Origin of the sequence: Janthinobacterium agaricidamnosum NBRC 102515 = DSM 9628, assembly GCF_000723165.1 — a bacterium.
In the GTDB taxonomy this organism is placed as follows: Bacteria; Pseudomonadota; Gammaproteobacteria; order Burkholderiales; family Burkholderiaceae_D; genus Janthinobacterium; species Janthinobacterium agaricidamnosum.
Genome location: NZ_HG322949.1, coordinates 5,568,449 through 5,579,958, shown reverse-complemented (window position 1 = coordinate 5,579,958; position 11,510 = coordinate 5,568,449). Strand labels below are relative to the sequence as shown.

At 60.3% G+C, this 11,510-nt stretch carries 10 protein-coding genes; 3 read left to right on the top strand and 7 right to left on the bottom strand.

Going from position 1 to position 11,510, the window contains the following annotated elements; genetic code table 11:
* Positions 1-590 precede the first annotated feature (590 nt).
* Positions 591-1,313, bottom strand: a complete 723-nt coding sequence (locus GJA_RS24140; protein WP_061301658.1) for a type 1 glutamine amidotransferase domain-containing protein — start codon at positions 1,311-1,313, stop codon at positions 591-593.
* Positions 1,314-1,419: 106 nt separating this feature from the next.
* Here GJA_RS24140 and GJA_RS24135 point away from each other — a divergent pair, with 106 nt between their 5' ends.
* Positions 1,420-2,352, top strand: a complete 933-nt coding sequence (locus GJA_RS24135) for a LysR family transcriptional regulator (protein ID WP_038497561.1) — start codon at positions 1,420-1,422, stop codon at positions 2,350-2,352.
* A gap of 116 nt (positions 2,353-2,468) precedes the next feature.
* Here the strand turns inward: GJA_RS24135 and GJA_RS24130 are convergent, their stop codons facing one another.
* The 4 genes from GJA_RS24130 to GJA_RS24115 form a co-directional block, all read right to left on the bottom strand.
* Positions 2,469-3,854 carry an NAD(P)(+) transhydrogenase (Re/Si-specific) subunit beta gene (locus tag GJA_RS24130; RefSeq protein ID WP_038497559.1) on the bottom strand — a complete coding sequence of 462 codons (1,386 nt, stop codon included), beginning with the start codon at positions 3,852-3,854 and terminating at the stop codon, positions 2,469-2,471.
* Positions 3,851-4,189: an NAD(P) transhydrogenase subunit alpha part 2 gene (locus GJA_RS24125; RefSeq protein ID WP_038497556.1), complete on the bottom strand. Its 339-nt coding sequence runs from the start codon at positions 4,187-4,189 to the stop codon at positions 3,851-3,853. Before GJA_RS24125 ends, GJA_RS24130 begins: the two co-directional genes overlap by 4 nt.
* Positions 4,186-5,328: an NAD(P) transhydrogenase subunit alpha gene (locus tag GJA_RS24120; protein WP_038497554.1), complete on the bottom strand. Its 1,143-nt coding sequence runs from the start codon at positions 5,326-5,328 to the stop codon at positions 4,186-4,188. The genes GJA_RS24125 and GJA_RS24120 overlap by 4 nt, the downstream gene beginning before the upstream one ends.
* A gap of 115 nt (positions 5,329-5,443) precedes the next feature.
* Positions 5,444-6,223 carry an SDR family NAD(P)-dependent oxidoreductase gene (locus GJA_RS24115; protein ID WP_422567922.1) on the bottom strand — a complete coding sequence of 260 codons (780 nt, stop codon included), beginning with the start codon at positions 6,221-6,223 and terminating at the stop codon, positions 5,444-5,446.
* A 259-nt stretch (positions 6,224-6,482) separates the two neighbouring features.
* Between GJA_RS24115 and GJA_RS24110 the strand changes: the two genes are divergently transcribed.
* Positions 6,483-6,929 (top strand): winged helix-turn-helix transcriptional regulator, encoded by a 447-nt coding sequence (locus GJA_RS24110; protein WP_038497552.1) that lies wholly within the window; start codon positions 6,483-6,485, stop codon positions 6,927-6,929.
* 348 nt (positions 6,930-7,277) lie between these two features.
* The gene (locus tag GJA_RS24105) at positions 7,278-8,624 is read left to right on the top strand and encodes a M20 family metallopeptidase (RefSeq protein ID WP_197539811.1); all 1,347 of its coding nucleotides are present in this window, start codon (positions 7,278-7,280) and stop codon (positions 8,622-8,624) included.
* A 7-nt stretch (positions 8,625-8,631) separates the two neighbouring features.
* On the opposite strand, the gene GJA_RS24100 is transcribed toward GJA_RS24105, so the two are convergent.
* Positions 8,632-9,183, bottom strand: coding sequence for a hypothetical protein (locus GJA_RS24100; protein ID WP_038497548.1), 552 nt, complete (start codon positions 9,181-9,183; stop codon positions 8,632-8,634).
* Complete coding sequence (locus tag GJA_RS26365) at positions 9,170-11,413, bottom strand: serine/threonine-protein kinase (protein WP_081905553.1); 2,244 nt, start codon at positions 11,411-11,413, stop codon at positions 9,170-9,172. The genes GJA_RS24100 and GJA_RS26365 overlap by 14 nt, the downstream gene beginning before the upstream one ends.
* Positions 11,414-11,510 lie beyond the last annotated feature (97 nt).

Here is an 11,510-nt window from a genome sequence, read left to right as displayed (position 1 = left end):
TGCTAAGAGCCTATCCCAGTAGTGAGCGTCTTCTGCTGGCCGCGCATCGGGAGCGCGGACCAGGCGTGAGGAGGACGCGTGGCGGGCCACGCGACGACGATCAACGCAGTCCCCGTTCCTGAGGAGCGCCAGAAGAGGGCGTATTCATCTACTGGGATAGGCTCTAAGTAACCCCCAATAAATTATGGTGATTTCTGACTTTCATAAGCGGCGCTCTGCGGTGTTGCCCGCTGCTAGCAGTGCTCGCACTGCGTCGCAACGGGCGCCTTGCAGCGCATCCGGTTCTGTTTTTCATAACTTCACACTTTTTCCGAGGGTTACTTAGGTCTACGCCAAAAGCCGTTATGCGAATAAACGGCATGCAGTTCTCCTTTTAATAGGTGTTTCGGTAAGAACCACGCGGCCAAAGAATAAGGATGCGCGGCGATACGGTAAAGTGAATAAATCTGAACGTGCAATCAGAAAAATTACATTGTCACTAGAGAGGAATTCCCCCAACAATTGACGGCTTAATTGACCGCTCAGATTGCCGCCATGCCAAAACCAGATTCATGAATCAACAGGCTACGGCATGAAATGCCGGGTGCCATTCAGGCCAGCTGCACGCCGATCGCATTCACAAACGCAACGAGATCAGTGGGGGCACGCGAGCTTATTATTTTTCCGTCGACCACAACCGGTTCATCGACAAAGATCGCTCCCGCATTTGTCAGGTCGTTTTTCATGGCCCACCAGGCTGTGGCGCGCCGCCCCACCAGTAAGCCGGCGTCCGCCAGTATCCAAGGGCCGTGACAAATGGATGCGACGATTTTCTCGTTCTGCGCGACGGCACGGACGAAGGCCAGTACCTTGGGATCGGCTCGCAATGTATCAGGATTCCATGCTCCGCCTGGAATGACGACGGCGTCGTAGATTTCCGGCTCGGCGTCATCCAGCACTTTGTCAAACGCGATCCAGCCAGCCGTCTCGATATAGTGAATGGTCAGGATGTGGGTTTCACGAATCGCGGGAATCTGCAACCCAAACATCGGCGGATAAGAGGGCTTTTTCGGCGCGATCAGATCGACGGTGGCTCCGCGTGAGCGGAAAAAATGCAGAACTGTCGTCAGTTCAATTTCTTCCACCCCATCAGTCGCGATCACCGCAACGCGACGGTTGTTGTAAATCTTCGGATCCGTGGGCGCTTGCGTCCATAGATCATACAGCGGACGATTCTCTGGCGCATTGAACATTTCAGCGGCGGAAATGCGTGGAATGGCCGCTGAAGTTTCGGTACCCAGTAACGCGTTAAGGCCAATGGAAATATTGTTCATGGTTTTCTCCTAAAAAGTAACTTCCACAGGATGAGACTTTCCATGGGTGAGAAACAGTAGGCGGCGGTATATGCAGTTTTAATTTTCAATTAAAAGTGGTTACGATATGAAACCCATCAGATTTGAAGACCTGGAAATTTTTGTCCACGCCTTGAATTCACGCAGCTTTTCCGGTGCTGCCCGCATACTGGACATCTCTCCGGTGGTTGCAAGCAATGCGGTAAAACGTCTGGAAGAGTCGTTGGGCACACGCCTGTTCGAGCGAACCACAAGAAGTCTGCGCGTCACCGAGCATGGCATTCAATACGCTGTCTATGCGCAGGCGGCACTTCGTTCAATGAAGGACGGCACAGCGGCGATGTCCGCGTCAAAAAAATCGTTCGGTGGCAGTTTGCGATTGGCGTTGCCGTCCGATTTTGGCCGGAATCATCTGCTCGGCTGGATCGAAGAACATCTGGAAGATATTGGCCGACTTGAAATGAACATCTCCATCGGCGACACCTTGTTCGATCTACATTCCAGGCCGGTGGATTTGACCATCCGTTATGGCGTGGCGAAAGACAGCAGCTTGATAGTCTTGCCGATCGCGTCCGAAAATCGGCGGATACTGTGCGCATCTCCAGCGTATCTCAACAGCAACGGTTCGATTACCCGGCTGGAGCAACTCGTCCAGCATAATTGTTTAAGATTTAAACTGGATGGCGTGGTGCACAGCCGATGGAATTTCGGATCTGGACCAGAGAGTATCCCCATGGTGGTGGAGGGCAACCGCGTGACGGATGATGCGGAGTTGGTTCGGCGCTGGGCGGTCGCAGGATTGGGGATCGCATACAAATCCCGGCTCGATGTCGCCGAAGATTTGCAAGCAGGGAGACTAATTCATGTGCTGCCGGACATTCTGGGAGAACCGGCTCCGCTTTCCATGTGCGTCGTCCATCGCTCTTTGCTGACGCCAGCAGTCTATGCGCTCATTCGTTTCCTGAAAGGGCGTTGTCAACTTCATCTGTCTGCGCCAGTTTCCGGTGCTGTCAAAGCATAGTGCCCGCGCATTTCCAGAGAGACGGGCTGCGGCTCGCGGTCACTCCGGGCGGTCAGCGGACCCGGAGTGACCGTGATTTCGATGGGCGTTATAAAAAACGCCGGATGCGCGATGCCTCAGGCCTGCTTGACCTGCAGTCCAAGGTCCAGCAGCGACTGACGTGCATCTCCAAATAGCATCGATGTTTTCGGATCGACGAAGAGATCGTTTTCGACACCGGAAAAACCCTTGCCTTTGCCGCGTTTGAGGACAAGAACACTCTTGGCCTCGGACACCTTGAGGATCGGCATACCGAAGATCGGCGAGGCTGGGTTGGTGCGGGCGGCCGGGTTGACGACATCATTGGCGCCCACGACAATCGCGACGTCCGTTTCCGGGAAACGATCATTGATTTCGTCCATATCGATTAGCTTGTCATAAGGAATCCCGGCCTCGGCGAGAAGTACATTCATATGGCCAGGCATACGGCCTGCGACCGGATGGATGGCATAGCGGAGGTCTGCTCCGTGCTTCTCGATGAGGTCGCCAAGCTCCCGAATCTGGTGCTGAGCCTGTGATACGGCCAAGCCATACCCGGGTACCATGATTACGCGATCGGCATATGCCAGACGCAGCGCGGCGTCTTCCGCATTGGTGGCGGACATCTCGTTTCCGGTGACGGCTGACTCGACTCCCCCCGGGGCAGCCGAGCCGAAGGCGCCAAAGAGCACATTGGCGAAGGAGCGATTCATGGCCTTGCTCATCGCAAGCGAGAGGATCAAGCCGCTAAGGCCATCGAGCGCGCCAACGATGATCAGAATATTGTTGTCGATTGCAAATCCCGTGGCGACGGCAGCGAGGCCGGCATAGGAATTCAGCAGCGATACAACCACCGGCATGTCTGCGCCGCCGATCGGCAGGACAAAGAGGATTCCGACGAGCACAGCGATCACGAGCATCGCGGCGAAAACCCACGCTTCATTGGGCGACACGGTCAGCCAAGCCAAGCCGATGACGGCGGCGGCGAGCAACATCAGGTTCAAGGCATTTTGCCCGCGGAAAGTCAGGGGGCGGCCGGGCAGAATTTCCTGCAGCTTGCCGAATGCCATGAGGCTTCCAGCGACAGTCAGCCCGCCGAACAAGACCTCCAGTCCCAGTGCCAGAACCTGCCCATGAGAAAGCGACCCGGTCGCCACACTGTGGGTGTATTCGCCAACGCCCACCAAGGTGGCGGCCAACGCACCGAACGCGTGGCTGAGAGCGATCCGCTGCGGCATCGCGGTCATCGGCACCCACATGCCGAGCGGGTAGCCCGCCACCGCGCCGATGATGGCGCCGACGGCGAGCCACTCATAGTTGACGATGCGGGCATGAAGCAGCGTGGCCAATACGGCGGCCGCCATCCCGAAGGCGGCGAACTGCATGCCGCGGCGGGCGGTGTCCGGGCGTCCCAGAGCGCGCAGCGCCATGATGAAGAGAAACGCCGCGAGGAGGTAGGCGAGTTGGATCAATGTGTCGTTCATGATGTCGTGACGCTCGACGCGCCCTCCTTTGCTGGTTGCTTTTCCGTGGCGGTTGGCGCGCGCTTGAACATCGCGAGCATGCGGTCCGTAATCAGGAAGCCGCCGACAATATTGGCGACGGCGCAAGCCACTGCGATGGTTCCCAGTGTTGTCGCAAGAACTCCCTCAGCGCTTCCGGCCAAGACCAACGATGCGACCAGCGAAATGCCGGAAATCGCGTTGGTGGCGGCCATGAGGGGCGTGTGCAGCAAGGGAGGGATGCGGGTGATCGTCTGCATCCCGACAAAGCCGGCGAGTAGAAAGACAAAAAACTGAATGGTGGTGGTCGCACTCATGCGTTGGCCTCCTTAAGCTGTCGCTGATGAACTGGGACGGGCGGTTCGCCGCCAAGCAGCGGACCGGTAATGGGATCGGCAGGGTCCAGTCTGAGGTGGCCGGTATCGTCGATGAGGTGATCGAGCAGCGATCGGATGTTTCCACTGAAGAGCTGGCTTGCGGTTGTCGCCGCGGTGCTGGCAAGGTTTGTCGGACCGAGAATCCGGACGCCGCCAACGGTGACCAACTCATCCGGTCGCGTGAGCGCGCAATTGCCGCCGGTCTCAGCCGCGAGGTCAACGATCACGGAGCCCGGCGGCATCTGCGCAATGGCCGCCTCGTCGATCAATAACGGTGCCGGTCGGCCGGGAATCTGGGCCGTGGTGATGACGAGGTTCATTGAGGCCAGATGCGGCGCAAGCGCCCGGCGGAGCCGCTCCTGCTGTTCTGCGGATTGCTGTCCGGCGTAGCCGCCGGCGGCTTCCGCTGCCAGCATTGCCAGATCCACCGGCACAAATTTCGCGCCTAGGCTTTCGACCTGCTCTCGGGCCGCCTCCCGCACGTCGAACCCGTGCGTGACCGCGCCCAGCCGGCGCGCGGTTGCAATTGCCTGCAAACCCGCGACCCCTGCACCGATCGCGATCATCTTGGCCGGTTTGATGATGCCGGCAGCCGTCGTCAGCATCGGCAGCAGGATGTCGAGCAGGCGGGCTCCCTCAAGCACGGAGGCGTAGCCAGCGACGGACGCTTGCGAGGAAAGCACGTCCATCGCTTGTGCCCTGCTGATACGCGGAACACGTTCAAGAGCGAGATGCGAAACTTGCCGCTCTTGAAGCCGTTTCGCTAACGTAGCATCGCGGGTCCCGAGAGAAACAAGAACGCCGCCGGCGCGCGGCGCTTGGTTCGCGTTCGGAGCCCGGACTTTGACGATGATCGCTGAGCCATCGAGGACTTGTTGCAATTCTGCTAGGCGAGCTCCAGCATTCGCGTACGCGTCATCGGGGAAACCGGCCGCCAGCCCCGCGCCAATCTCAACAGTCACAATCGCCTTTGCGGAAAGCCGCTTCACATCAGCGGGCGTTAAAGCAACGCGGCGTTCTCCAAGGAGCTTTTCGCGTAGCAGCCCGATCGATACACGGGCCGAAGATACAGTAGTCATGATGTATTCCTAAGTTGGCGCCATGCCCGCCGGGCGCCCCTGAGGCGGCCCCGGCAGCCCAGACAATCTCGAGGCATCGGCGCCGCCGATAGGGGCGAGAGCGGGCAGGGCTTCGTCAGATTTGGGCTATGCCGCCATCGACAAAGATCTCGCTGGCTGCGATGAAGCTGCTGTCGTCGGAGGCCAGGAAGGCGACTGCCCGCGCCACTTCCTCAACTGTTCCGGTTCGGGCAAGGGGCGTTATGCTTGCCATATAATCCATGAAGGTGTTCATCGCCTCAGGGCTTTCGGCGGCGTTTGTATGTGCCGGTGTCGGAATCACGCCAGGACTGACCGCGTTGACCCGGATTCCACGGTCCCGCAAATCGGATGACCAAGTCCGGGCGAAGCTGCGGACCGCCGCCTTGGCGGCGCTGTAGACACTCCAGTTAGCCCACCCTTTAGAGGCGACAATCGATGCGCTGAGGATAATTGAGCCACCAGGCCCCATCAGAGGCAATGCCTTTTGCACAGTCCAGATCACACCCTTCACGAGCGTGTCCAGGTGATAGTCGATGTGTTCGTCCGTCAAGCTCCCCAACGGAGACGGGATGACACCGCCAGCATTGGCAAAAACGATGTCAAGGCGTCCTACTTCATTTCGAATTTGCTCATAGAGCCGATCAACATCGGCCGCTTTGGCGACATCGCCCTGAACGGGCGTTGCATTTGGCCCAAGAAAGGCCACTGCTGCATCGAGTTCAGCTTTTCTGCGGCCGGTTATGTAGACGCGCGCGCCGGCGTCCACAAAGACTTTGGCTGTAGCCAAACCGATCCCAGAGCTTCCGCCCGTGATGACTGCGATCTTCCCGTCAAGTTTTGCCATTTCTTCCTCCAGCTCGTTATCTGAGCACATGGTTTTCTAGAACTCGATAGCTCTAGAGATCATTGGACGTCCAGTCCAATTATCGAACCAATTCTAGGTCATCCAGTCTGATTATGCAACCGGTTTATCGCGCGCCGTACTTCAGCCAGGGGGCGGAAGATCGATCCGGCCGGATGCGAATTAGTGGTATAATGAATGGACTGATTTTGTGCCGAAAAAAATTGCAAATTGAGGATTGCGCATAGTGCAACAAAAATTCGTACCACTGAGCCGTTAAGGAGACGACCAAGTGAAGCGCAAAAGTTTGAGCCAGGATAGATGCCCAGTTGCCCGCAGCCTTGACATCATCGGTGACTGGTGGACGCTTTTAATCATTCGCGATGCTTTGGCCGGCGTAACCAGATTCAATGACTTTGGACGCAGCCTTGGTGCGGCAAAGAGCAGCCTCAGCACAAGAATCAAGGCTCTGGTGGACCAAGAAATCCTCGAGGTGCGTCCCGCATCAGATGGAACGGCGTATCAGGAATATGCCCTGACGATGAAAGGGCGTGCGCTGGCTCCCGCGCTCATCGGCTTGGCGCAATGGGGCGCATCCTATGCATTCGAGCCTGGAGACGCTGCATCCACATTCGTCGATAAGAAAAATAAGCGCCCGCTAAAACCGATTGAAATGAAAGCATCAGATGGACGAGTCTTGCAAGACAGCGACATTCAATGGCTTTCTGGCCTGGATTAAGAGCCTATCCCAGTAGATGAATACGCCCTGTTCTGGCGCCCCTCAGCAGCGGGGACTGCGTTGATCGTCGTCGCGTGGCCCGCCACGCTTGCTCCTCACGCCTGGTCCGCGCTGCTGATGCGCGGCCAGCAGACGACGCTCACTACTGGGATAGGCTCTAAGTCCCATTTCATGGCCGCCAGCTATCATCGCTTGTTCCCTTGCTAGCAGGATTGAAAATCATCTATTGGCAGCTCCGATACACTCTCTGAACATCGTGGGAAAGCTCGATGTTCGCTGATGGCGCGGCATTCTTGCGGCATAATTCCAGCGACATTCCTGCCATTGCCGACCAAAGGACCGACCTGCTTGAGCCCCCCGAACATTGCTGGCCGCACACACCGCCGTGTGCGTTTCTTGATACCCATGCTGTGCGGGATGCTGCTCCCGCTTTGCGCCGCGGCACAGCTCAGTGCGGCTCAATCCGCCATGGTGCAATTTGTGCACGACCATCGCGGGCAACAAATTCAGTTGCTGGAGCAACTGGTCAACCTGAATAGCGGCACCAGCAATGCCGACGGCGTCCGGCAGGTGGGCGAGCGGCTGAAACCGCAGTTTGAAGCGCTGGGCTTTGATGTTCAGTGGCATGACTTGCCTGAAAACATGCGGCATGCCGGCAGCCTGGTCGCCACGCTGGGTGCTCATCCCGGCAAGCGCATGCTGCTGATTGGCCACCTGGACACGGTATTTTCGCGTGACAGCCCGTTTCAGCGTTTTACCGTTTCCGAGGATGGCAGGAAGGCAAGTGGACCGGGCGTCATCGACGACAAAGGCGGCCTGGTCACGATTCTTTTTGCACTGCAAGCCTTGCACCAAACCGGAGGATTGAAAAACGCCAACCTCACGGTGGTGCTGGTGGGGGATGAAGAGCTGGCGGCACAACCGACCGAGGTATCGCGCAAGGCCTTGGCCGACGCCGCAAAGAACAGCGATATGGCGCTCGGTTTCGAGTTTGGCCTGTCGCCGGATGAACTGGTCGTCGGCCGCCGTGGCTTGAGCGAATGGCTGTTGAGGTCGACTGGCGCAGCGCAGCACTCGTCGACCATTTTTCAGCCGGCGGTGGGATTTGGCGCCGCGTTTGAAGTCTCCCGCGTGTTGAACGAGCTGCGTGGCGAGCTATCCCGAACGCCTGGCCTGACGATCAATCCCGGCCTGTTGCTGGGCGGGCAAAAGGTGCGCGAAGAGGAGGGCGGAGAGCGCGGCGTCGCCAGCGGCAAAAAGACCATCGTCGCCGGCCAGGCGCTGGTGCGTGGGGACCTGCGTTTTTCCAGCGATGACCAGCGCGATAGCGCGGAACAGGCAATGCTTGCCATCAGCAGCCATGCCTTGCCTGGCACGGCGAGCAGCGTGGAGTTTCGGCGCATTATGCCGGTGATGGCGGCAACGTCGGCAAACCAGCAATTGCTGGCTGAATATAGTGCGGTCAGCGAGAATCTGGGCGGGCCGCCCTTGCGGGCGATCGCGCCGGAAACGCGGGGCGGGGCGGACATTTCTTATATTGCCCAGTATGTTGCCGCCAGCCTGGATGGCCTGGGACCGTGGGGCGCGGGCGCGCATGGCGAACAAGAGACGCTGGACCTCGACTCCCTGGAGGTGGCCACCACGCGCGCCGCACTTTTCCTGGCACGACAAATCTCAGGCGGCGCCACCAAATAGCCGGCGATCAGTCCGAGCCGCGCCCGGGGCCGACCTGGCCTTCCGGATCGAAGGAAAACACACGGATTTCCGGCTGCTGGTCGACATTGCGGAAAATCCGCACCGTGATCACCACCGAGATTTCCCAGCGGCCCGGGGTATTGCTGACGTCCAGCGTATGTTTCCAGTCCTGCTTGATCAAGCGGTAGCCGCGCAGTTCGTCGAGCACCGTGTCCGATGCGAAATCGAGGGCCAGCGGATAACACGCGCCGGTCGCTTGCAGGAACGGCGACGGCGCCGCGTAGCGGGTCGGCCGCTGCTCGCCGGCCGAGACGATCTTCGGCAAGGTCACGATGGCGCAATCGATGACCTGGAACGACGTGAAGGTGCTGCGCTTGCCGCCGCCGCGTACTTGCAGGTGGAAGATTTCGCCTTCGTTGAAGAAGATTTCACCCTTGAACAAGCCGGTCGGATGCACCGGCTGGCCGCCGTCGGCCGAAATGAATTGATACGCCAACTGGTCGCTGACCTGGTCCGCATCGAAGCCGACGATCAGGGTGACATCCTTAGGTTTGCTCATCTTGCGCTTTCTTTGGTGGTGGAGGGGGGAGGTGGTAGCGGGCGTCGCGCCGGACCGTCATCAAGTCCGGCTCGCTGTCGATCAGGTTGGCCGGATAGCCGAGCTTGCGCGCCTGTATCAGTTGCGTCACCGCTTTTTCAAGCTCGTTCGAGACCGCGTAGGCGACCGCGGCGCGGAAACGCACGTCGGCGCTGGCCGCATCGCTGTGCAGCGCATCCAGGGTCCACGCCAGCGCGGCCTTGCGCTGGCCCAGTTTGGCGCGGTACAGCCCCATGCGCGACTTGAAGGTGATGTCGGACGGCGCGCGCCGCAGCCTGGGCTCCAGCAAATCGGCGGCTTGCTGGTAGGCGTGGCGCGACGCCGCTTCGCGGCCCGGTATCCAGCGCAGCGTGTCGGCCAGGTTGGCCCAGTTCAGGTACAGGTTCGGATTGCCCTGGCTGGCCGATACCGCGTGTTCGAACGCTTCCGCCGCGCCGTGGTAATTGCCGCGCGCAAACAACGCGGTGCCCAGGTTGCCGTACAAACGGCTGTTGGGGCGGATTTGCAAACCTTGCTGCAGTACTTGCAGCGCTTCGTCGCTGCGGTCCTGGCGCAGCAGGGCCTGGTTCAAATTGGCGTAGGCGTACACCGCATCCGGTTCCAGCGCGATGCTGCGGCGAAATGCCTGCTCGGCGGCGGCATAATTGTTTTGCAGGTAGCGCAGCTTGCCCAGCGAATCCGAGAATTGGCGCTCCTTCGGATAGGCGCGCATCGCTTGCGCGATCGATTGTTCGGCCGCGTCGTAGCGGCGCATGCGGGTCAGCAAATCGACCTTGCCGAACAGCGCGAACAAGTTCAGCGGATCGAGCGCCAGCGCTTTCTCGGTGATCGCCAGCGCTTCGTCGTAGCTGCCCTGGGATTCGCGCACCCACGCTTGCGCCACATAGGCCAGCGCCAGCTGGTCGTCGTACAACAGCGCCTGCTGGGCGCTGGCGTCGGCGCGCTGCAGCCAGGTTTCATCGAGCCGGTCGCCGTAATAACGCAGGCTGTAGGCCAGCGACAGGCCGGCCGCCGCCGCCGCGTGCGCCGGCTGCCGCGCCAGGATGCTGTCGAAGGCGGCGATGGCCTGGTCCAGGCTGCCGTCGCGGTCGGATACCCGCAGCGCTTCCAGGCCGTCGCGCATGGCCGCCGCTTCCGAGTACGGCGGCTGCGCCGGTTGGCCGATCTGCGCCGGCAAGCCGGCCTGCCATGCGCCCAGCGTCAGCAGCGGCACGACCAGCGCCAGGCCGAGCCAGACGGTGCGCAGGCCAAAGCGGCGTGCGGCAGGGAGGGCGGCGGCAGCGGCGATGCTGTCCGGCGCCAGTTCGATCCGCACGCTGGCGTCCGGATGCGTGATGGCGCGGATCGCCTTGCCGACCGCCTGCATCGACGGCGGGCGCAGGTCGGGGTCCTTGGCGGTCATGCTGCGCACCAGCGCGATGACGGCGGCATCGCCGCCATCCGGCACCGGCCAGGATGCGGAGGAGGAATTCAAGTGCGCGGCGGCCAGCGCCAGGCCGTTCAATTCGGCAAACGGCCGTTCCCCGGCCAGCAATTCATACAGCACCGCGCCGAGCGAATAAATATCGCTGAGCGGGCTGCTGGGCTTGCCCAGCAAGCGTTCCGGCGCCAGGTACGCCACCGTGCCATGGGTATCGGCGCCGCCCAGCAGCACGGTTTCGGCGGATTGGCGGTCGATCTGGCGGGCCAGCCCAAAGTCGAGGATGCGCACCTTGCCGGACGCTTCCAGCATCAAATTGGAGGGTTTGATATCGCCGTGCACCAGCTTGGCCTGGTGCGCTTGGTACATCGCCTCGGCCACCTGGGCGGCGATGTCCAGCGCCTGTGCGTGGCTCACCGCGCGGATCGCGCCGAACTGGCCCAGCGTGTCGCCTTCGACCAGTTCCATGATGATCGACTGGGCGCCATCGTCGCCGACATCGTCGATCGCGAAAATCTTGACGAAGGCGCTATGCTTGAGCGAAGCGGCCAGCCGCGCTTCCGCCAGCAGCAGGTCGGCGCCGGACGCGGCCGTCATCGGTTTTAACTGCTTCAGCGCGACGTTGCGGCGCAACTGGGTGTCCCACGCTTCGAACACCTCGCCAAAACCGCCTTCGCCGAGACGGCGGCGGATCTGGTACTGGCCCGACAGCACCTCGGCGCGGCTGGATCTGGGGGCTGGGTGCGGAGCGTGCTCCGTGACGTTCTCCATATCTCGCTGCTTTATACCAAGGAAGAGGGGGCGTTAAGGAATGGACGTGCTTGCTTTGCAACTTGGATAGCATATCAGCCACGATTCTTAAAACCAA

Coding starts and splice junctions, on each gene's coding strand:
- GJA_RS24125 (WP_038497556.1), bottom strand. CDS start 4,189: ATGAGTGCGACCACCACCATTCAGTTTTTTGTCTTTCTACTCGCCGGC.
- GJA_RS24130 (WP_038497559.1), bottom strand. CDS start 3,854: ATGAACGACACATTGATCCAACTCGCCTACCTCCTCGCGGCGTTTCTC.
- GJA_RS24100 (WP_038497548.1), bottom strand. CDS start 9,183: ATGAGCAAACCTAAGGATGTCACCCTGATCGTCGGCTTCGATGCGGAC.
- GJA_RS24140 (WP_061301658.1), bottom strand. CDS start 1,313: ATGAACAATATTTCCATTGGCCTTAACGCGTTACTGGGTACCGAAACT.
- GJA_RS24115 (WP_422567922.1), bottom strand. CDS start 6,223: ATGTGCTCAGATAACGAGCTGGAGGAAGAAATGGCAAAACTTGACGGG.
- GJA_RS26365 (WP_081905553.1), bottom strand. CDS start 11,413: ATGGAGAACGTCACGGAGCACGCTCCGCACCCAGCCCCCAGATCCAGC.
- GJA_RS24135 (WP_038497561.1), top strand. CDS start 1,420: ATGAAACCCATCAGATTTGAAGACCTGGAAATTTTTGTCCACGCCTTG.
- GJA_RS24120 (WP_038497554.1), bottom strand. CDS start 5,328: ATGACTACTGTATCTTCGGCCCGTGTATCGATCGGGCTGCTACGCGAA.